Source organism: Latilactobacillus sp. VITA-14, from assembly GCF_046580785.1.
Taxonomy (GTDB): Bacteria; Bacillota; Bacilli; order Lactobacillales; family Lactobacillaceae; genus Latilactobacillus; species Latilactobacillus curvatus.
On the sequence record NZ_JBJKTM010000002.1, the window covers coordinates 124869 to 144823 of the forward strand.

Consider the following 19955-nt stretch of genomic DNA (forward strand, 5'->3'; position numbering starts at 1 on the left):
TTGACTACAAAAATAGCACTCAACTATTCGCTGGGTGCTGGGGTTTTCTTTTTAATATTGAGTTGCTTACGTGCTTCAATCTTGGCATCCCGCTGTGGATCAACCCACTTTTTTGACCAGACATTTTGACGACGGCCGGAACCCGGATTGTATTCAACAGTGCATCGGCATCGTTCGTGGCGCTGGTAAATCTCTTCCGGCTTATCAAAGTAATCGTATGAACCAGCCAGACTACTGCACCACTTGCATGCCTTGCCGACAACGCGTCGTGTAATCTTGGGGCGCAATCCTGACTTGGCTTGGAACTCAACGTTGCTTTGCAACACGTCGTCCACAATACTCTGGCTGAACGTGACAATTGGCTCATTTAGCAACCATTTAATTTTGTCAAAATCCGCTTCACTCGAAACGCGGTTAACGATGCCGTCCACGCGGTCTTGATTCAGGTCAGGCACTTGAGCGCGCATGTGGATGTTTGCCGAATGATTAAGCTGGGTTTGCACATCGCTAGCGTAGCCCGTAATCAAGTCGTAATTCTTTTGTAGTGTCTCGTTGATCACACGATTCGCAATATTGAAATACATACGGCCATCCGGTAGCAATTCAGCCGTGACATTAGCGCCCAGTACATCGGCAAGAATCTCACCGACCTCCACCGAATACTTGTTGACATCAATGTACGTTGCCTTTTTGCTTTGCAAAACTTGCAAGGCCGATTTTAATTTGGCGCTACTGAATGTGCGCTGATCAAACTCTTTGTTGATTGTTTCAAGCAATCCCGGCACGATATCATTGTCCACTGCCATCCGCCCCCTTAACACCAGTTAAATCGCGGATTGTTTCAGCATCGATGAAACCTGGGATTGCCTGATTCAACTTAAGTGCACCGTCGCCAATCAAAGTCAATGCACTCGCATCAGCTTCAAATAGCGGCTCCCACTTCGGTACGGTCTTGCTGAACTGGCTACGATAATATGGCTGTTGATCACGCAAACATGACGCAAGGTACGCCACATTCAATAAACCTGCACCAAGCGAACGTTGTGCCTTACGACCAGCTAGTCGCAAGTTCTCGTGACTAGCTTTGATGGCTTCAACGCTCGATGGGTTATCTGAGGCAAAGCCCAAATCGTCCATCGTCAAACCAGACTCACCAGCGAAACCAGCAGCGGCCGTTTTGAGCTGCTCAGTAAATGGCGTCATCGATGACGTGGTGAATTGTCCAAGCGTTGGACTGTCATTATTCTCATCTTTGGTGAACTGTAACATTGACGTAACGGTCGCTTTAAATGTGTCCATTTGTTCGGCATCATTCGAGAGACCAACAACATACTTCTGCGGGTATGAATAGAACTCAGCAGTAATTTCAGCCCGCTCCAACGTTCGTTTTGCATATTGCTGGTAATACATCCCGGCACGCGAGATTCTAGAACGTCCAAACGGTCGCACCGCATCTGGTCGATGGATAACCGGCACTAATAATGGGTGTCCCGTTGGATTATCTTCGGCAAAATTTTCTATTTTGGGGTCTGAGAAATAAAACTGAGTTTCTGTTGGCGTGAAATACGCTTCTACAACTGGATTACGCAAGTTGTCACGTTCTAAAACTGCATATCCTTCCGTCAACAAACCGGTGATGGGATCAATCACCCCCGTGGCGTTCGTCGCCTCAATCACTTGCAATCGCGGTAATTCGTCCGGCCCCTTGGAGATATAAACGAACGCACACGACGCAATTAGTGCGGATAAGACCACGCTATCAAAAAATACATCGGGATTATTGACTGCAAAAATCTCATTAGCTTCGAAATCGTCGTGCATAAACTCTCGAAATACCAATCTGTCGGCTAAGCTGTCAACACCTTTTCCTGTCCAGCCCAAAACTGAGCGATACCGATTCCGAATTGATTGCGGAATCGTCACACTGAAGCTATTATCGACGTGTTTCATCGCATATTGCTTATATCTTAGCAACGCCCGCGCACGGTGTCGCTGTAGCTTTTGACTGAGATAAATCTTCCCTTTTAATGCCATTTTGTCAACTCCTTTCGCATTCGCGCGAGAAAAAATGTACAGTGACGGCGTGAAGGACTCTCCCACCCGAGGTGGGGGAGTAACCCCCCCTATCTTTCAGACCGTCAAAACATTGATTTAACGCGCTTTGTAATTAATCCATTTTATGCTTTGTGGCAGATTTCGATTGCCAATTACCTTTGGTTCTTCCTTTTCAACAAACAACTTGTCGGACTTTTGCCGGTTGCATGACCAATGCGCCAGCTGTAAGTTGTCCATCGCTGATGGATGGCCGCCCTTGCTGACTGGAATTATGTGATCAATAACCGGACTCATCGGATCAGGCGCCTTGAGTTGCTTGTCGACTGGCTGACCACAAATGCCACAGACTGATTGCGTCTTGAGGATTGTCTTCTTGTTGTGCTCAAAGGCAACACGATGCGGTCCCTGCTTATCCGCTCGGATGGTACCACCTCCCTTCAATGATGCCAGGGGTCCTTGCTAGACCAGGGACCTATTTTACTTAGCTTCATGCTTACGCATAAAGTGGTCTCATGTCCCACCTCCTAATTTAAAGGCAACAAAAAAGGCGCACCCGATTGGATGTGCCTTATCTGCAAACTTCTATGTTATTACTATAAACCGTGCGAATCAATAAAACCATACACTTTGTGAGGTCTCATAAAAGTCACATTGGTTATTCTACTTACCGGACTTAGCTTTATCCCACTCAGCCTTTAAATACTTCCTAGAATTGATTGATATAGATTCTAATTCTTTTTCAATATCTTTGTAATACTCATTAAGTTTCCGGTACTGCATATCAGTAGCTTTACAGTTTTTACAGATATTCACAATAAGTTTTCTTGAATCGTTAACCTTATCTCCAATAGTTTCAAATGGTTCTAAAAATAAATCATTATACTCATCTTTCCCGAACTGAAGTTGAAGTAGCGTATATGTTTTTTGCAAATCTATTGTAATTTTTTTTATATTTTCCCAACTTCTATTTGCAGTGTTTAAATCAGGAACATCAACAACAGCATTAGTAAATGTACTATGATTTAGCATGTATTCTGATATTTTTTTTAAATACTCTGCTTCAACTTCCCTAACAGTAGATAGCCACTCGATTCTAGATTTTGAGATTAAATCTATTTTATTCCTTTTCTGATTATTATATGCGGTGTAACCAAACGTTAATATTGCAACTATGGCTGTAATTCCTCCCCATTGGAATTCATCATTGATCATGAATATCTTTATCATAAAATTCATTAAAATAATTCTGTTGTAAAATAAAATCGCCAATATAGTTAACCCGATTAGAATATAAGCATATTTACGACCTTTCCTATCACGTTGCTTTCTTTTATTTTCACTATCAAACAAACTTTCAAACTTGTTTATTCCAGCATTCAATAGTTGATTTTGTCTTGTTATCTCATCTTTTGGTGACTGCTCACCCATCAATCTTTCCCTCCCCAATAAAAATAGACTTACTAAAGAGTAAGTCTACCGTAACTGGTCACCGACAACAACTTGTAATTCGTACTTATCAGCATCCCATTTATCTAGAAAATCTAATCGGCGGTGTAACTCAGCGTGTTTCTTGCGGATGTAAGACAGCGTATAGTGTACCTCGTCGTCCTCTGCAATCTCCTCCAGCGTCTGCCCATCAAGGTACTTCTTACGGAGGATTTGCTCCTCAATACCATTAAATGAGCTTACTAGCTCTCTCAAATCGTGTTGAGCCTGGACACGCCATTGCAATTCTTGCTCCAGCCGTGCAATCTCCTCTTCAACTCGGGCACCTTTTGACCCTTTCACCAAGTGATCATTACTTAAATCACCACTGATTCGTCGACTTAGCTCCGCTCGTGTTTTCAAAAGATTCCACTTCAAATACTTAATATCATGATCGAGTTGCCCATATTCTTGCAACCATTCAAACCGTCTCGCATTAATAACCAACAACGCCACCCCTTTGTTTGGTATAATATTGGTAGGATGTCAAAGGGATGACCGCGTTGGTAGCGCGGTCTTTTTTATGCCCTAAAACGGTAGGCCATCTGGTTCGACAATCACGTCATTATTGCCAAATAAGTCTGGTGCCGACGTTGGGAATGGTTCTGTTCTTCCCACTTGCCGATTGTCGCCGTTAGCAGCTTGTTTGGATTCTATAAAAGTGATGTCACTCACTACTATTTCGTTGCTGTAAACCTTCTGGCCATTCTTTTCGTAATTGTTATTACGCATATCACCGTCAAAGAGGATTTTCGACCCCTTGTGGAAGTTTTGATTGATTAGCTCGGCTGTCTTACCAAATGCCTTGCAATTGAACCAGTCGCTCTCATATTGCCCTGTTTGGTTATCCTTATAGCGGCGCTTGACGGCGATACTGAACATAATCACTGTGCCATTGCTGTTCATCTTCGGGTCCCGGCCAATAATGCCGAATACGTTACCTAACTTCATCCCTTAATACCTCCATTCGTTGAGTAGCTTGTTCCAACAATTCAACCGCCTCTTTTTTGGAACAAAGACAGCGGTGCATGATCATCGTTGGTGTGAATTTATTGCCCGACATCATGTGAACAGCTATTGCCTGCTCTCTTCGTCCCCTTGTTTCACTATCCATCATTTCGTTTTCAACCTCCAAAATACTAATCCCAGTACAACTGGATATAAGACCCATAGCCACTTGATGGCGGTGACGCCTTGACTAGTTAAAAGCCATAGCCAAAATATGCTCATGTTGCTACCTCCGTTTGTTTGACTTACGCCATTTGATTGGTTTACGTAGTTGCGCTATATAAAGCTTGATTGCTGTTAATATCGGTTTTAAAGCGTTTATGATTACTTTGAACACTTCTACGTTAAAAAAATCTACTACTGCTTTGAGAAACGTCCTAAAACTGTTCATAACGGCTTGTGCTGACTTGTCAATGTTCATCCCGTAACCTCCATTTCTTGCAACTTAGTATTGAATTCTTTAATCTCAGTCAGTCCGATGTTTCTTTTGCCTGATTCAATCCGGACAATCATCTTACATAATTCCATATCATCAAAAATATCCATTAGCTGTTCAATTCGCCTTTGCTCCTTAGTCGTATAGCCACCAAAGGCGATGGCGACTGCATCAACTGCCGAACCTACTGCAACACTTAGTCCTTTTAATACTTCATCCATTGCTAAGCCCCCCCTTTTAATCCACAAACCCCATTGCCTTGAGTATTGGCAATAGCTCAATCTGTTCACCGCATTCACATTGATAAGCTTGATTATGACCAATCATCGCATCTACTAAGTGCTGTCGATTGCACCCACGGCACTTAATAATCAACTGTATCTGATTACCTGATTTATATTTGCTTACTTCGGCGAAGTTTTCCGCCGCACTCTCAAATAGCTTGGCGGCAAGCGTCATTTGTTCCGGCGTGAATGGCTTATCTGAGCTAAAAACTAAACTCTTGGTTTCTGAATTAATTGAAATCTCCATAGTGGTATGCCTCCTGTCAATATTAGCTGCGCGATGTATTTGCTATTTGGGATGCTCCCCTGCCAAGCAATTCAGATTCACCCCACTTCAATTTATGTGACTCTTCAAGGTCAAAGCTCTTCTTGCTGGCATCACTGTCGTAACCGTACTTACCACGAGGCGTCATCCCTATATCTTGTTTATGGAACACTCGGCGTACATGCGTGTCACGATCCTCACCTGTTACTGTATTCTCCATAACACGAATGATGCTAACTTGTCGGTGCACGTTGCCAAAAATGTCCATCACATTATTCAGGATGTCGCCAATTTTTAACCGTTCATTTTGCATTAGTGTTGCTCCCTTCGTATTCAATGACATCTGCCACATAGATTGCGCCTATCAGCTTTTCAAAATCTTCATCACTCATATTTAGCTCATTTTGGTCAGCCTTTAAATCAGTAGCATTAGTCTGCCAGTCATCGATTAGATGACCTAACTCTGAATTACATCCCGGATTATCGCATTTTGGTCCATCATAATATCCATATTGTTGAACCGTTAAAACAACCGATTCGTACTTAGAATCTATTTTTAATTTAATTGGTTGCATCTAATCATCTCCACCCATCACGATTTTTACGTTCCTGCTTGTTGCACTGGTCTAACAAGTACGCTTTATCTTCCTCACGCCAATCCCAAAATTCTGGGTTGATAGCCTTTATTTGCTTTTCGCTCAATGAAACTGAGTGGGGATTGTCGAGGTCAACCCACGTTAAGCCGTTATCTGCACCTAAATACTTGCCACTAATGGGGTGACGAACCCACCATCTGCGTTTAATTCTTTTAGTCATCGCGATCACTCAGCCTTCCTGCTCTAATCAATTCGGGTTCGAGACAGAAATAGACTGTCCCGTTTGCATCCCTGATTGAAATGCCATCTTCGGCCACGTCGATTACTTTGCCCCGCACATCGTGTTTTGTTAGTTTTACCATCATGCCTTTGGTCATTCGTCCCTCTCCTCCTATTTCACAATAAAATTGCTACACGACGTATTTAGACGGCGGACGCACATCCACTGGCCAATAATCGGTTGTAGCTGTCTAAGGCGCTGGTTGGCTTTATCTTCAAACGGAATGACGTAGTTCTTCATGTACTTAGCAAACTTGGGTTTCTTGTCTTTGCTGTCCAGTAACATCACTTTGACAACGTTGCTATCTTTAAACGCGGCAATAACTAAAAACACGGGCCCGCCAACACTGCCTATTTTTTCTTTAAAAATATAGGTGCCCGACTCATTCACCTTAAAACCATACGATTTCAATAAACTTTCACGATCAACCATCTTCATCCCTCCTAAATCCGCCACATCTTTAAATAGACGTGCCAGCCTGTTCGTTCGTAATAAAAAAACTCAATTTTTGATATCCTAAATTTCTTGTAGCGGCGTTCAAAATATTCCCGCCCCTGGTCTGGTTGCATTGCTAACTTTTCAATCTTACTTTTGCGGTAGAAAGTGTCGTTGGTCGGCAACTTAAACGGTACTTTCAGATTGCGAGATGCCGACCAGCGCTTTTTCCCTTTTGGGTCTTTGCTCAAATATTTAAGCAGTCCCTCAATCCCATTTTCATTTGGTTGTAATCTGCGAGAGTTGACCAATCCAATTGGGTGCTTGCCTTTCCCCTTGATGCGCTTAGACCAAACATCTTCGACATCATCACGAGTCAATGCCCCAGATTCATCCCCGTTCATAATTAGATGATGATGGATCTTGGTGGTGAACTCTCCATTTTCATCGACCTTGTACTCACTCACTAGAATGTATTTCAACGGATCAATTCCCAATTTCTTCCGCTTATATTTCAGACGTTTAATGTAATTGCCCACCTCATGCTCAGCTTCATCGACCGTTGCTGGTTCAAACTCCTCTGAGTAGGTTAAAGTGACATGCCAGTCACCCCAACCAAAGTTGCCATTGCCTAATTCCAAGAAATAACGCTTAGCATTCTTTTCGTTCAGATTCCGTTGCTTAGGTGCTGAAACCCGCTCTTTTTTTCTGCGTGCTCCACGACGAGCAACGTTCTCTGCTTCAATAGTTCTGGGCAATATATCGACTTCCATATAATTGCCACACGCTATCTTTTTTTCACGAATGAATACCATGCTTATTTCACTCCTATTCCCTGTTTCGTCATAAAGATAATACCCAATACAAGCCCGCTTAAACCTTTCTCAAAAGGCATAAGAGAGCCGTTTAACGGCACAATAAAAGCCCACGATTGGACTCGTTGACTTGACAAGGAATAATGAAGTATAATCAATTTGCGGTAGTTATACTTTAATAACTTGAAAGTCTTGCCCTCGGTAAGGCTTTTTTATTTTGCTTAAATTTCGAAATCGTAATTGTCATGGACGTATTTGACGACCTCCGCAATTGTTTGGCGTGATCCAAATAGTGTCACTTTAATCTGGCGGGATTCATCATCGCTAAAGCCACCAACTTCGATTTCGGCTTGAACATCAAACTTACTAAACACAACTTTGCGCATATCGGCGGCAATTAATTCAGCAGCCCGACCAGGCACCATATATGTTGATTGATTAAATGCACGACTCTTAATTTTGTCCATGAGTTAAATCTCCTTTTTATTTAATTCTCGAATTTCGGCACCAACTTCAAAACTTGGTAGCCAATCGCTAATGAAGCCCAACGCCTTTTTGTAACTACCTCTCGGTGTGTTGGCGTAAATATCAACTTCAAAAAATTCTTTGTAATCTTTTGCAAAAGCACGCTGGACTTTAGCCCGGACGTGCTTATTTTTGTAGGCATTTGAATCTTTACCGCCTAGCACATCAATGATGCGGAATAATCTGAATCGGTTAAGTTGTTGATTCTGGCGTGGCATGATTGGATACTCGTCTTCTAATCGTTTAACCTTTTTCACTAATACGTTGTAGCCCTCAATCAGTAACACTTGTTGCTGATCAGGTGTCATGTTTGGACTAATTACTAAGCTGTTTTCAGTCATTTACAATCTCTCCTTCCATGAACTCGCCCTTTGGCATCAATTCGCGCATCTCACTCGCCCACTGCTCAATCTGCCCAATTATTTGGCTCAAATTGTCAATCACAGGATCATTGGCGCTAAATTGAGCGAGGTCAGCACTGAATACGACCGGTGCGACCATTTCAAGTAGCGTTTCGACTTTGGTTTTTAATTCGGCAAAGTCGCGAATTGCAATCACCTTAGCCTCTTCTTTACGCTTGGTGTTGCCTAAATTGTCAATCTGGCGTTGCAATTCTTTGGCGCTAGCTGAATCCGCCTCAGCATCTTCGAGCTTCTGTTTTAAATCATCGATGCGACCATTCAGATTCTTTTCACGCTGAGTTGCATACTGGGCAATCTTCTTGAGGTCTTCATAATCGGCTGGTGCCTTTTCAACAACCTTTTCGGGTCTGCTATCAATCTCAGCTTGCAACTGCTGATTGTTGGACTCGGCGGCCTTCAATTGGCGTTTAACCTCTTGTAATTCACGCACAGTCATATCAGTTGGTTCCTTGACCTCGCCACTTGCAAGTTCATGCTCTTGATGTCGTTCATCTTCTGGCAGTGTTGCAATCAGGTATAAAGCTTGGTAGCCCAAAGACTGATACGTGTCAGATTCTTCTAACACGTCGGCAATCTTCATGAAGCGCTCAGCCACACTGGTATTCATCCCGATTGATTCAAGCCACGGCATAAATTGTCCATGTGCCAAGTCGTTGTTCTTAACCTGGGCGATGCGCTTGCCAATTTCCCAAATTGATTGGCCCGCTTGGCGCTGGTAACTTCTGATTTCTTCCGTAATAACGACTAAGTCGGTGCTTAGCTGGTCCTCACTTTTTTCTAAATCGTTCATCTTTTGCATCCCCCTTTTTGTCCCAAATCTCATCAAGCACATACATAATCATCTGATCAAGTTGGTCATCTGATTCGGCAAATTCAACTGATGCAACGCCATGAATTGCCGCCCATACTTCGACGATGGCATCGATGTCGCCGTGGCTTAGTCCTCTGATGGCCTCACCCAACCGCATCCGGTCTTTAAATGAAATGCCAACTTCTTCTTTAAATCGCTGATCATAACGAACCAGCAACGCATATTTCATTAACTGATGGCCATCGTACTTGATTGGGACGGCCATATTATTCGTGATAACTCTTTCCATCAAATTCACTTGCTATTCTCCTTTGATTCAAAATAATCCGGCGTGTGCAGTACTGAGCTGGCAAAATAGCCAATTAAGACCGTCGCCCACCAGAAAGCCATGTCGCTGTGTCGGCTTACAATCAGCAACGCAACCATAATGCCGAACACGATGCGGTCAATGTTCATTAAGCGTTTTGTGTTTTTCATTTTTTTAAAAACCTCGTAATTTCTGCAAAGTTATTGCGAATAAACTGCGTAAACCCTAATGATTCCATGGTATATTTGCCACCGTGGTATGGGTAATAAACGCAGCCACCGTTGTCCATATCCAATCGTTTTTTAAATTCAGTCAGGATTTTCTTCAAATCCGCTTTGGTGTAACCTGTCATTTCAACAGCTTTGTTCAAATCCCAGATAACTTGCCGATTGGCTTCAAGTTGCTCACGCTTTTCGGTGCTGATCAACTCAATGCCAGCTGGTAACTCAATTGAAAATTGTGGGATAACAACTTTAGTTCGCTCCATGTTTCATGCCTCCTAAAATAATAAAATTCAACTGATTAATAGCCCGCTGATTATTGTCTTTATATTCTTATTTGCTATACTCACTCTAGAAAGCGAGGCGATATATTTAATGAATCTAAATCATGATTGCGTTAGAGATTTAATGCTTGCATTTGAAGATGTTCCTTACGGCGAGACCCCAACTATGGAGTATTTTCTTAGGTTAGAAAATTTAAAAACTTATCCTATGGAGGATGTTTTATACTGCACTGAAAAATTACTCGAAGCTGGTTATATTGAACTACACCGAATAAAAGCTTGGGGTATGCCATTTGATGGTATTTTCAGGGAAATCACTTGGGAAGGACATCAATTTTTAGATAGCATCAAAAGTGATACTGTCTGGGAAAAAACAAAATCAAGGGTTAGTTCCACAGTTGGTTCAGCATCACTTCAAGTTTTATCCGCATTAGCCACTTCAATCACAGCTAAACTACTCGGTCTGTAAATAGCTTTATTTCAATTCCATCAACTAAGGCATAGGCAAATTGCTTATGTCTTTTATATTCCTTTCTGTTAAAAATTTGCTCAAAATCGTGAATATCAGCATCGTTATCGATAGTAAATAGTAATTCGCTTGCTCCGTTTAATTTCGAGTAAACCCAAATATGTTCATTCATCACTGATCACCTCCCACTGTTAGTAACGTAGCAATCCATTGAAATGGAAAAATAAATTTCAATTACTTAGTTACTGGCTCTTCGTCTCTAATTAACTCATCAATTGTCACATCAAGATAATCTGCAACTTTTTTTAACTTATCTACTGAAGGATTAGATTTGCTCCACTTTGAAATCGTCGATGATCCAAACTCCAAATCTTTTTCTATTTTATTAATAGATACACCTTGCGCCTTAGCGAGCATCTTAATTTTGTTGTACATCAATTCAGTCCACCTCGTTTTATTGGAATATTTTCTCATTTCTTATTGACTTGTTCGGAAAATATTCTATAATTAAGGCATACGAAATAACCGTAAAGCTCCCCAGCATTTACTTCATCATTTCGTATAAACTCAGAACGTGGGCTTATTCCGTATACCTTATTTGCTAACACACATAATATAACACGGAATATTTTCCACGTCAATAAAAATATAGTAAATTTTCCGAGGTATAAACATGACAATTATAGATAGAATCAAGGAGCTTGCTGCAGGACAACGTATTAGCTTAGCAGAACTTGAACGTCGAACAGGTCTTTCCAGTGGTTCTATTACGAAGTGGGGTAAAAGTTCACCTTCAATAGATAAACTTCAAAAGGTAGCAGACTACTTTGGTGTTACAACTGATTTTCTAATTGGAAGAAATGTCACATCTAGTAATGATTCAAATCCCGAGGCTGAACTTCTAGCTGCGCATTTGAATAAAGATTTCACTGACGACGATATGGCTAAGATTTTAGACTATATCGATATGATCAAAAAATCAAAGAACTAGTAACTACCATTCCGAGAATAAGTGATGTGAATTATATATGGATATGCTCGACTCATTGATTGCAGAATCATCTACAGAATTTGATATTAAACCTCGAACCGATATGCCCGCAGGTATTGATGGCCTATGTATTGGTAAAACAATTGTCATTAACGCTAATCGTACGCGTGTTGAACAGGCTCAGACATTGGCTGAAGAAATCAGTCATCAAGAGATATCTGTTGGTGATATTCTTAACCCAAATGATATTGAGAGTGCTAAACAAGAAACGATTGCGCGTCGCCGCTCGTTTAACCGTCTGGTGCCACTCGATAAGTTAGTTGCAGCTTATTGGCAATCAACAACAGAGTTTGAATTGGCCGAACATCTAGACGTCACCGTTGAATATCTATTTGATGTATTAGCTTATTACCGTGAACGTTATGGCATGATAATTATTAGAGATAACATACTGATCAACTTTGCTAACGGTATTCAGATTATGAAGACATAAAAAAAGCGCCCTACTTCTTGGAGGAAGTAAGACGCAAATTGCTCTGATAAAAATATAAAAAGCAACAACTATAAACGTAGTTTAACATATTTGGAGGAGATATTGTGGTTAAAATTGGGGTTAGAAAGCCAAGTATTAAACGTTCAATCAAGGCGCGCACAACTGGAAAACTAAAGCGCTCCGTCAAGCGTGCGGTCATTCCTTATTACGGAAAAAAAGGTACGGGAATATTAAAAAACCCAAAAAAGGCCGTTTATAACCGTATTTATAATAAAACAACTGTAGGCATCAACCCGATGTCTCAAATAGGTACCTCAAAAAAGAAATCGCATCCCAAAGTAAAACCTACCGTGACAACTAAGGCCCCCATTCAAACTGGTAAAGTTTCCAATATAGCATGGGGCTTATGGCTATTATTTGGATGGCTCGGCGGTCACCGCTATTATCTGGGCCGAAAAGGTACGGGATTCGTTATGACACTATTAGCGCTACTTACCGCTGGATACGGTCTAATCATTACTATTCCTTGGATGCTACTTGATACAATTCGAATTAATAAGTGGCTGGCAGAGTACAAACAATCTCCAGTCGCGGAACAACCAACACCGGAAATCATCCCAGAAGTCGATGAAACTATGCCTGAGACAGCTCCAATCCCAGATGAACCTGCCATTGATCCAGTCACATCCATCATTCAGAAAAACAAACCAAATATCGTTAAATTAAAAAAAGACCTATACAGGTTCCTCGTTTTAGATATTGAAACAACTGGCCTATCTGCTGAAAACGAAGGCATCACCCAAGTGTCTGCTCTGAAGTACATTGATAACAAAAAAGTTGCACAATTCAATAAATACGTAAATCCCGAACACGAAATACCAAAAGAAGTTCAATTTCTCACACATATTAGTCCAGAAATGGTGATTAATGAACCAACTTTTACCGAAATCGTCCCAGAATTGCGTGACTTCATTGGCGGTCTTCCCATTATCGGTCATAACATTAATTTTGATATTAACTTCTTAACGACTCATGGTTACACCGATAAGCAAATCTTTATCGAAGACACGGTTACCATTGCTCGTAAAAAACTGCCGAACTTAGAGAACTATAAATTAGAAACACTAAAAAAGCATTACGGCATCAAGAATCAATCACATAATTCTTTAGATGATTGTGAAACAACAGCTTTTATATACCAACAAATGCGCGATGGATCTACCGATAAAATCATCGCTGGCGATCCAGCAGAGCTGACTGAATCATCCGACAAACTATCAGGTTTACGCTTTTGTATCACAGGTCAGTTTATGGAAATGACCCGCAGTGAAATCAAGTTTCTCATCGAACAAAATGGCGGTCGTGTTACCTCTGCAGTATCTGGCCTAACTGATTATCTCATTGACGGTGAACAAGTTTATGAAGGCCTAAAAGATGGTGTTCATAGCTCAGCCGAATTAAAAGCGCAGGAATTCATTGATAACGGTGGCAAAATTAAAATTATTGGCTTAGATGAATTGAATAAATTAATAGCATAGGCACTTATCCTAAGAATGATATACCAACTAAGTTTTATTTGGAAAGGACATATACATTAATGGACAACAAATCTGAAAATAAATTACACGGTAAAGACTATGCTTGGCTAGCAATTGAAGCAGGTATTGCATCTATCCCAACAGTTGGCTCAGCATTACAAACCGCTTACTTTGGCGCTAAAAATGAAAAAAGATTTAAACGGATTGAAAATTTCTATAAAGAGCTTAGTGAAGATGTTGAAAAACTAAAAAATCAACTAACGAATCCAGACGAAATTTCTCAGTATTCAGACGAAATTTCTCAATATATGGAGAAGATGAATGAAATTATCGAGTCCAATACGACCCTTGCAAAACGATCAATGCTCCATAATGGTTTTTTGAACATTCTAAAATCTCCTTCTAAAATAAATTGGGATCAAGAGCAGTACTTCACTTCGATCATACCTCAAATTGATTTAACTGACCTACAGTTATTATTAGCCACAAGAAAATTAGAACGTGACAAATGGGCAATGATTAGCGACGTAGTTAATGCTTTTGAAGGAAAGTTAGATAAATTCTATTTAATTGGATTGTGTGAACGACTCACAAATTTAGGTCTGTTCGAAAAAAGATATGGAGACATTAATATGGGCTCTGACGGAACTATTATAGAAACTTACTATAGAATTACAAATCTTGGTAAAGATTTTCTATCATTTACAATGGACCCACCTACTCCAAGCAGTTAATCAACTAACTATTATTAATATAAAAAATAAAAAAGCACATCCCCTCCCGCCAAGAAGTTGGATGTGCTTCACAAAAAAAACGCAAAATATTGTGCGCTATTTGCGTACTCTATTTTAGCTTAAAATGGAGGAATTAACAATGGCTCAAATTTTTAAACGCGGAAACGCCTGGGCTTACCGAGTTTGGATAGATTCAAAACACAGCAAGTCTAAAGGCGGTTTTAAACGCAAAATGGACGCCCAACGTGCTGCTGCTGAAATAGAGCAACTCAAATATGATGGCGAGCTAAACAGCAATAAAGATATCTCTTTCGCCTCATACTTTGAAACTTGGGCTAATACGTATAAGATTGGTCGATTGCATCAGACCACCGAATCTAAATATAAAGTGGCTATCCGCTTGGTTCAAAATACCTTTGGGGATAAGCAACTAAAGAACATCAAAACAGCAGACTACCAATCAATGCTTGATATCTATGCCGAGACGCACGTTAAGGATAGCACTCGGTTATTAAACAGCTATTTTAAAAATGCTGTGAAGTACGCCATCAATGATGGCATCATCACTCGCGATTTTACATTTGGTGCGTTGATTGCGGGACTTGAATCCAAAGATGGTAATCTCAAATTTTTGGAGTTTCACGAAGCAGAGCAACTAAAAAAATTATGTATTGAAACTGGCACTTTCATGGCTATTTCAAGGCTTGAAATTCTATTCGGCCTTCTAACCGGATGTCGATATGGTGAAGTTGCCGGTCTAACTTGGGACTGCGTTGATTTCGCTAACCAAACCGTAACGATCAACAAGGCATACGACTACAAGAAACGAACTGGCTTCACAAAAACTAAAACCATCACATCAAACCGAACTATCTCCATCCCCTCCACATTAGCTAAGGTTCTCAAATCATTGCAAGTTCACCAGCGTAGCCAATTTCTAAAACAAGGCTACAAAAACAAACTCCAATTAGTATTCATGACCAACCGTCACGAAGTCCCCAGCGATACCGCGGTTAATAAAACACTCAAAAAAATACTCGCTGAATTGCAGACGAAAAACATCATCACATTTCACGGACTGCGACATACTCACGCATCAATGCTGATTGCCAAGGGTGTTTCAATTGATTACATCTCCGAACGACTTGGACACGCAAATACCAGCATCACTTACGAAGTTTACACGCATCTTTTGCAAACTAGCCGTGATCAAGAAAATGAAAAAGCACTCAAAATACTCAGTAATTTATAGCCAAATTCTGTGTGGTTTCTGTGTGGCGAGTGGTCAAAATGTGGCTATAATCGCTGTAGTTTAGTTTTAGTTTAATCACTCTAAAATCCACACAAACGCCTTTATACCTGTAATTGCACTCGTCACTCGTTTTAGCTTGCTATCAGTTTAATTGTAGTTCAAACTCCCGGGTGACGCATAGATATACCTTTTGTACTGGGCTTTACAAGTCCCCCGTGCAGATTGGTGCAGAAAAAGTATAAAACTCGTCATTAAGTTGACGGGTTTTTATTTTGCCTTTAAGAAGCTATTCAGTTCATTTTGCACCCAACTATAAATCTATTTATATTATAGAAGAAACCAAAAATGCCACCCTACTTAGGATGGCATTTTTATTTATCTTTGAATTGCAACATTCCGGCCACCTACCATTAAACAGCCACATTCGACCATTTCGTCCATTTGCGCATCAAGCTGCACCATCACATCATGAATGGTCCTTAAATCAGCTGTTGGATCGTGACGACAGATGAACAATGGTAAGTCATTGCGCGTGTAGTAGTAACTCATGCTGCCCACTACGCCAATGCCCTTATTATATAGCTCGACTTTCCCCGTTTCATTTAAGACCAAATAATATTGCTCATTAATCCGTGCTGGTTCAAACTGCTTCATTTGATTCGCTCCCGACTTTTGTTCTGATACTTATCTTACAACAGAAAAATCTTGAATGACATTCTTGACATGAAATTTATCTACTATTAATTGGTGCCGTTTATTGAAGTGACCAAAGATTGAGATTGGCGCACCCTCTTGTGCCAGATACACGAAGTTAACCGCATCTTTTGCGACCAGGCAGTTATAGCTTTGTTCTGGTGTTTTGAGTTCAAATCTTGCTAAGTACGGTGTGAAACTGACAACTTTAATAGTGCTGTTAATCGTGCCTTTTAAACTTATAAATTCCATCTCGACCACTCCTTTGTAAGATATATTATACGAACAAACGTTCGTTTTAGTCAAGTGGTTTTTATTTTGTGATTTGGTATACTGATTCAATCAATGTTAATGATATACTTTTATGAGTTCATAACCTGAATATTTATATTAATTATGTTGAGAGGAAATATTTATGAAACAATTTTTAGATTCTTCTATTTGTAGAGATTTTAGATCGGCTATAAATGCTACACCCATATTTTGGCGCGATGAGCGCTATAAAGGCAACTATAGTTTGTACTGCGCCATAATGGATCGAATGGATGATAGCGTTAAATATTTAAATGATCATTCAGAACTACCTAAAACTGAAACTGATTTCTTAGTCTTTATTATGTATACTTGCATGGTTCTTGACGCAATAAAAGAATTACAACGTACTTTGCATTTCCACAATAAATATGATGATAAAACAAGTGATGATGCATATATTTATTTTAAAAATCTGTGCAAAGAATCTCTTAAACTTGAAGATGATAATTGCCCTACTGATGAACAATTCTTTCAATACTTTCGTTCGCTTGCCATGGCTCATCCTTTTGAAACTAGCCGCGTTAAATTCCTAAAGGAAAATAAAGAAACTCAATACTCTCCTTGGCCTATAATTAATGACTCATTATCTCGAAAGCCTTTCGTAGGTATACGGATATACTCAAATAAAGTTGATGATATCAAAGATCTACGATTCCCATTTTCTTTATTAAAGGATTACATTAATTCAAGATTCCAACTAATGCGACTAGCCACGGAATCAATTAAAACGATTGTTAATAATCAATTGAAAATATGGAAATCAAATAAAATATCCGTTAATAGCGATCCTATTGAAACACTTAAAGAAATATCCGAAACCTTAAAAATTCGATTTCAAGAAACCTCTTATATTGAGGATTTAACTACAACTTTAAATACTGAATCAACAAATCATGCTAATAATGATTTAATTCATAAGTTTAAAAATAATCTTATTTCAAAAATCCCTAATATTGTAGAATCCGTAAATAACTTGGACTATAATACTATGACTAACATAATTTGGGATAACTTAGATGTACGTCCATCAGATATGCATGAAATGTTTCACTACCAATGCGAAAAAATATTCGGTAGTTTAAGTAGTTATGGTACGGGTGACCCTTGGGGTATTGATCAGCTACACGCATTTATAAGAGATTTTTCTCATAAATGGGTTGTAATTGATTCTGAAAAAATGTCTAACGATGAAATAATATTGTTGGTTAGAACTGCCTGCTATGCTGAATGGGATTCTCAAATTCACTCAAATAAGCAATAATGTATATTATGTATTAGCCCTCGTTCGAGGGCTTTTTTGTTGCTTATGTTTAATAGCTCAACGTTTGTCCTGGGTAGATCATTGAATTAATACTCTTACCATTTTTTACCACTAGAGTGTGCATGTTGACACCTAACTTGTTAGCAATTGACCAGAACGAATCGCCATATTGGATGGTATAGTGACGGCTAGTGGTAGTGGCTGCGCGAGCACCAAAACTTTCGCCCGGAATGTAGCCGAGCGATGCATAGCGTGTTTGACCTGAATAACTGGTGTAGCGACCTTTAACTACACCGTCAACGATGTAGATGTGGTTGTAATTCAATGAATCACCGGGCGCATAGGTTGCTACCACGCTTGAGTTATTCGCTAATCCGGAACGGACGTTGACGGTTGCATTAGCTGTAAACGTGCCGGTTTGCGCATAATCTTGATTAGCCACTGTGCCCGTTGCTGGTTGGTTAGGTTGGCTCGGTTGTTTGCCATAACCGTTATCAGTAATACCTGTTAAATCAACGTTGCCATCCAACCCACCAGCAACATAAGTTGACGTAAATTGATACAGTGCCACACCGTCCATTGATGGGAATACTGAATAATTAGGCGTTGGCGTGACTAGATAATTTGGATAGGCGGCAATCCATAATGAGCCGGGATACTTTTTAATGATTTGTTGATAATACACGTGCGCTAAAGTATATGGCTTGTAACTATAGTACATTGGCGTATAACCATGAGCTGCAATTCTATCCATGCCGGCAATAATCGCATTAGTATTGGCTTGGATATTAGTTGACGCGCCATCTTCGTAATCCAACGCGACGATTGACCCTTTAGGCGTATTCGCCTGAATTTTTGGCATAAAGTGATCAACAGCTTCAATGCCTAATTCAGTGCTACCGCCGACACCATACCACAAATAACTGTGAACTCTTAGACCACGCTGTTTTGACGCTTGAACCTGACCAGTATAGGTTGACTGCGTATAATAGCCCCCAACTTGCAATAACGTAAATTTATCCGAGTTGTACCCTACCTTGCCGTTATTCGTTTGATAAATAGCTTGGTCAGTCCCTTGATCACCGATTGCTGCGTTCGCAATGTCAATCGGAAGCATTAAAAAAGCCACCATTAAGGTGACTGCTAGTCTATTTAATTTTGTCATAATCTCTTACTCCTTTAGTTGTTGGATTGATAATCGCGTTATAGACGCTGACCGCTACCGTTAATAGTACATACGGATTGGCGATTGCCTTGCCCAATGTTGCCCATAAAATATGCCAGCTAGTAACGTCTTGGGCTTTAATTCCAAAGTACGCTCCAACTGGCATCGCGATTGCTATTATAATTTGAAACCAAAAATGTGGGTTTTTAAATCTTAGTTGCCAGTTCAATGTTCGATCAGCTCCTTGTCATCAATTAGTTTTAAATTTTTAACTTTATTATAGAGTGCTTCACCGGTCCCATTACCGCCGACACCGCTATACCCTCGAAATAAATGCTCAATGTTATCTAGCTCGCTAATAGTCACAGCTCCGCGATAAATAACTTTAGTACACTGCTTATAAAGCGAATCGTGCAGTACGGCTTGTACCGCATTATCATTGGCGTTCGTGCGATTCTCAAGACTTGCTAAACGCATATTGCGATGCTTCACCAACTCTGTTGTTGCAGTCTTCGCCCCCCAATAAGCAGATGGTATGGTTAATAACCACATAAGGAGCTGCCCTAATCCTTTTAAACTATTCATTCTGACACTTCCTAAAATAATAATTTGAAAAGGTAGATTGTAAAATTAATCCGACGCTGTTCGGACAAAAAAGATCAGCTTCCCTTAAAATGGTGTTTACCACAAACCCATCTTTTAGGAGCTGATCTTTTGTCTAGTATAACCTATTCCGAACGAATTAAAATCGAAACCTTTTGTGAACTAGGGCTGTCCAATATCCAAATGGGCGTTCGGCTGAACCGATCACCGTC

34 protein-coding genes and 1 pseudogene are annotated in these 19955 nt (G+C 40.2%); 8 read left to right on the forward strand and 27 right to left on the reverse strand.

Going from position 1 to position 19955, the window contains the following annotated elements:
* Positions 1-23: 23 nt before the first annotated feature.
* From ACF1X7_RS01770 to ACF1X7_RS01865, 20 genes are all read right to left on the reverse strand, one after another.
* Positions 24-800, reverse strand: coding sequence for a hypothetical protein (locus tag ACF1X7_RS01770; protein WP_277851184.1), 777 nt, complete (start codon positions 798-800; stop codon positions 24-26).
* Positions 790-2034, reverse strand: coding sequence for a hypothetical protein (locus ACF1X7_RS01775; protein ID WP_277851183.1), 1245 nt, complete (start codon positions 2032-2034; stop codon positions 790-792). The genes ACF1X7_RS01770 and ACF1X7_RS01775 overlap by 11 nt, the downstream gene beginning before the upstream one ends.
* 117 nt (positions 2035-2151) lie before the next feature.
* The gene (locus ACF1X7_RS01780; RefSeq protein WP_277851182.1) at positions 2152-2496 is read right to left on the reverse strand and encodes an HNH endonuclease; all 345 of its coding nucleotides are present in this window, start codon (positions 2494-2496) and stop codon (positions 2152-2154) included.
* A gap of 219 nt (positions 2497-2715) precedes the next feature.
* Positions 2716-3483, reverse strand: coding sequence for a hypothetical protein (locus ACF1X7_RS01785; RefSeq protein ID WP_411162377.1), 768 nt, complete (start codon positions 3481-3483; stop codon positions 2716-2718).
* Positions 3484-3528: 45 nt separating this feature from the next.
* Positions 3529-3987, reverse strand: coding sequence for a hypothetical protein (locus ACF1X7_RS01790; RefSeq protein WP_411162378.1), 459 nt, complete (start codon positions 3985-3987; stop codon positions 3529-3531).
* A gap of 81 nt (positions 3988-4068) precedes the next feature.
* Positions 4069-4491 carry a single-stranded DNA-binding protein gene (locus tag ACF1X7_RS01795; RefSeq protein ID WP_277851179.1) on the reverse strand — a complete coding sequence of 141 codons (423 nt, stop codon included), beginning with the start codon at positions 4489-4491 and terminating at the stop codon, positions 4069-4071.
* Positions 4478-4657 carry a hypothetical protein gene (locus ACF1X7_RS01800; RefSeq protein WP_277851178.1) on the reverse strand — a complete coding sequence of 60 codons (180 nt, stop codon included), beginning with the start codon at positions 4655-4657 and terminating at the stop codon, positions 4478-4480. Before ACF1X7_RS01800 ends, ACF1X7_RS01795 begins: the two co-directional genes overlap by 14 nt.
* Positions 4658-4965: 308 nt before the next feature.
* Positions 4966-5205, reverse strand: a complete 240-nt coding sequence (locus ACF1X7_RS01805; protein ID WP_111447773.1) for a hypothetical protein — start codon at positions 5203-5205, stop codon at positions 4966-4968.
* 16 nt (positions 5206-5221) lie between these two features.
* A complete protein-coding gene (locus tag ACF1X7_RS01810; RefSeq protein WP_076647263.1) occupies positions 5222-5515 on the reverse strand; it encodes a hypothetical protein in 294 nt (97 codons plus the stop codon).
* Positions 5516-5537: 22 nt separating this feature from the next.
* Positions 5538-5846, reverse strand: coding sequence for a hypothetical protein (locus ACF1X7_RS01815; RefSeq protein WP_277851176.1), 309 nt, complete (start codon positions 5844-5846; stop codon positions 5538-5540).
* A complete protein-coding gene (locus tag ACF1X7_RS01820) occupies positions 5836-6108 on the reverse strand; it encodes a hypothetical protein (RefSeq protein ID WP_076647257.1) in 273 nt (90 codons plus the stop codon). Before ACF1X7_RS01820 ends, ACF1X7_RS01815 begins: the two co-directional genes overlap by 11 nt.
* A gap of 233 nt (positions 6109-6341) precedes the next feature.
* Positions 6342-6506 carry a hypothetical protein gene (locus ACF1X7_RS01825; RefSeq protein WP_158068564.1) on the reverse strand — a complete coding sequence of 55 codons (165 nt, stop codon included), beginning with the start codon at positions 6504-6506 and terminating at the stop codon, positions 6342-6344.
* A 14-nt stretch (positions 6507-6520) separates the two neighbouring features.
* Entirely contained in the window at positions 6521-6841 is a 321-nt protein-coding gene (locus ACF1X7_RS01830) for a hypothetical protein (protein WP_076647251.1), read from the reverse strand.
* A gap of 11 nt (positions 6842-6852) precedes the next feature.
* A complete protein-coding gene (locus ACF1X7_RS01835; RefSeq protein WP_277851175.1) occupies positions 6853-7659 on the reverse strand; it encodes a hypothetical protein in 807 nt (268 codons plus the stop codon).
* Between the two features lie 221 nt (positions 7660-7880).
* Positions 7881-8126: a hypothetical protein gene (locus ACF1X7_RS01840; protein ID WP_076647245.1), complete on the reverse strand. Its 246-nt coding sequence runs from the start codon at positions 8124-8126 to the stop codon at positions 7881-7883.
* 3 nt (positions 8127-8129) lie between these two features.
* Positions 8130-8525 carry an ORF6C domain-containing protein gene (locus ACF1X7_RS01845; RefSeq protein WP_277851174.1) on the reverse strand — a complete coding sequence of 132 codons (396 nt, stop codon included), beginning with the start codon at positions 8523-8525 and terminating at the stop codon, positions 8130-8132.
* Positions 8518-9396, reverse strand: coding sequence for a DUF3102 domain-containing protein (locus tag ACF1X7_RS01850; RefSeq protein WP_277851173.1), 879 nt, complete (start codon positions 9394-9396; stop codon positions 8518-8520). The genes ACF1X7_RS01845 and ACF1X7_RS01850 overlap by 8 nt, the downstream gene beginning before the upstream one ends.
* On the reverse strand, positions 9374-9706 hold the full coding sequence (locus ACF1X7_RS01855; RefSeq protein WP_411162379.1) for a hypothetical protein: 333 nt from the start codon (positions 9704-9706) through the stop codon (positions 9374-9376). The genes ACF1X7_RS01850 and ACF1X7_RS01855 overlap by 23 nt, the downstream gene beginning before the upstream one ends.
* A gap of 5 nt (positions 9707-9711) precedes the next feature.
* On the reverse strand, positions 9712-9894 hold the full coding sequence (locus ACF1X7_RS01860; RefSeq protein ID WP_099947284.1) for a hypothetical protein: 183 nt from the start codon (positions 9892-9894) through the stop codon (positions 9712-9714).
* Complete coding sequence (locus ACF1X7_RS01865; RefSeq protein WP_277847163.1) at positions 9891-10211, reverse strand: DUF771 domain-containing protein; 321 nt, start codon at positions 10209-10211, stop codon at positions 9891-9893. Before ACF1X7_RS01865 ends, ACF1X7_RS01860 begins: the two co-directional genes overlap by 4 nt.
* Positions 10212-10320: 109 nt before the next feature.
* On the opposite strand from ACF1X7_RS01865, the gene ACF1X7_RS01870 reads away from it, so the two are divergent.
* The gene (locus tag ACF1X7_RS01870) at positions 10321-10698 is read left to right on the forward strand and encodes a DUF2513 domain-containing protein (RefSeq protein WP_076647227.1); all 378 of its coding nucleotides are present in this window, start codon (positions 10321-10323) and stop codon (positions 10696-10698) included.
* Here the strand turns inward: ACF1X7_RS01870 and ACF1X7_RS01875 are convergent.
* Both ACF1X7_RS01875 and ACF1X7_RS01880 read right to left on the reverse strand, forming a co-directional pair.
* Positions 10679-10870 (reverse strand): hypothetical protein, encoded by a 192-nt coding sequence (locus ACF1X7_RS01875; protein WP_076647224.1) that lies wholly within the window; start codon positions 10868-10870, stop codon positions 10679-10681. The genes ACF1X7_RS01870 and ACF1X7_RS01875 overlap by 20 nt on opposite strands.
* A 62-nt stretch (positions 10871-10932) precedes the next feature.
* Positions 10933-11133, reverse strand: coding sequence for a helix-turn-helix domain-containing protein (locus ACF1X7_RS01880; protein ID WP_231953068.1), 201 nt, complete (start codon positions 11131-11133; stop codon positions 10933-10935).
* Between the two features lie 238 nt (positions 11134-11371).
* Here ACF1X7_RS01880 and ACF1X7_RS01885 point away from each other — a divergent pair, with 238 nt between their 5' ends.
* The 5 genes from ACF1X7_RS01885 to ACF1X7_RS01905 all read left to right on the forward strand — a co-directional run bounded on the left by ACF1X7_RS01885 (position 11372) and on the right by ACF1X7_RS01905 (position 15706).
* Entirely contained in the window at positions 11372-11689 is a 318-nt protein-coding gene (locus ACF1X7_RS01885) for a helix-turn-helix domain-containing protein (protein WP_076647219.1), read from the forward strand.
* A 43-nt stretch (positions 11690-11732) separates the two neighbouring features.
* Positions 11733-12182 (forward strand): ImmA/IrrE family metallo-endopeptidase, encoded by a 450-nt coding sequence (locus tag ACF1X7_RS01890; RefSeq protein ID WP_411162380.1) that lies wholly within the window; start codon positions 11733-11735, stop codon positions 12180-12182.
* A 296-nt stretch (positions 12183-12478) separates the two neighbouring features.
* Positions 12479-13720 carry an exonuclease domain-containing protein gene (locus tag ACF1X7_RS01895; protein ID WP_277851221.1) on the forward strand — a complete coding sequence of 414 codons (1242 nt, stop codon included), beginning with the start codon at positions 12479-12481 and terminating at the stop codon, positions 13718-13720.
* Positions 13721-13779: 59 nt separating this feature from the next.
* The gene (locus ACF1X7_RS01900; RefSeq protein ID WP_099947280.1) at positions 13780-14454 is read left to right on the forward strand and encodes a hypothetical protein; all 675 of its coding nucleotides are present in this window, start codon (positions 13780-13782) and stop codon (positions 14452-14454) included.
* A 139-nt stretch (positions 14455-14593) separates the two neighbouring features.
* Entirely contained in the window at positions 14594-15706 is a 1113-nt protein-coding gene (locus tag ACF1X7_RS01905) for a site-specific integrase (RefSeq protein WP_158068563.1), read from the forward strand.
* Between the two features lie 375 nt (positions 15707-16081).
* Here the strand turns inward: ACF1X7_RS01905 and ACF1X7_RS01910 are convergent, their stop codons facing one another.
* Both ACF1X7_RS01910 and ACF1X7_RS01915 read right to left on the reverse strand, forming a co-directional pair.
* Positions 16082-16360: a hypothetical protein gene (locus ACF1X7_RS01910; RefSeq protein WP_064776988.1), complete on the reverse strand. Its 279-nt coding sequence runs from the start codon at positions 16358-16360 to the stop codon at positions 16082-16084.
* Positions 16361-16390: 30 nt separating this feature from the next.
* The gene (locus ACF1X7_RS01915) at positions 16391-16651 is read right to left on the reverse strand and encodes a hypothetical protein (RefSeq protein ID WP_064776987.1); all 261 of its coding nucleotides are present in this window, start codon (positions 16649-16651) and stop codon (positions 16391-16393) included.
* A gap of 163 nt (positions 16652-16814) precedes the next feature.
* Here ACF1X7_RS01915 and ACF1X7_RS01920 point away from each other — a divergent pair, with 163 nt between their 5' ends.
* The gene (locus ACF1X7_RS01920) at positions 16815-17975 is read left to right on the forward strand and encodes a hypothetical protein (RefSeq protein WP_069468338.1); all 1161 of its coding nucleotides are present in this window, start codon (positions 16815-16817) and stop codon (positions 17973-17975) included.
* Between the two features lie 49 nt (positions 17976-18024).
* Here ACF1X7_RS01920 and ACF1X7_RS01925 read toward each other — a convergent pair whose 3' ends face one another.
* From ACF1X7_RS01925 to ACF1X7_RS01935, 3 genes are read right to left on the reverse strand one after another with little or no spacing between them, the layout of a single operon-like run.
* Positions 18025-19140: a GH25 family lysozyme gene (locus ACF1X7_RS01925; RefSeq protein WP_069468339.1), complete on the reverse strand. Its 1116-nt coding sequence runs from the start codon at positions 19138-19140 to the stop codon at positions 18025-18027.
* A complete protein-coding gene (locus tag ACF1X7_RS01930; RefSeq protein WP_064776983.1) occupies positions 19124-19369 on the reverse strand; it encodes a phage holin in 246 nt (81 codons plus the stop codon). Before ACF1X7_RS01930 ends, ACF1X7_RS01925 begins: the two co-directional genes overlap by 17 nt.
* Positions 19366-19725 (reverse strand): hypothetical protein, encoded by a 360-nt coding sequence (locus ACF1X7_RS01935; protein ID WP_064776982.1) that lies wholly within the window; start codon positions 19723-19725, stop codon positions 19366-19368. The genes ACF1X7_RS01930 and ACF1X7_RS01935 overlap by 4 nt, the downstream gene beginning before the upstream one ends.
* Positions 19726-19854: 129 nt before the next feature.
* Here ACF1X7_RS01935 and ACF1X7_RS01940 point away from each other — a divergent pair.
* Positions 19855-19955: pseudogene (locus tag ACF1X7_RS01940) on the forward strand (IS30 family transposase); the annotation flags it as partial.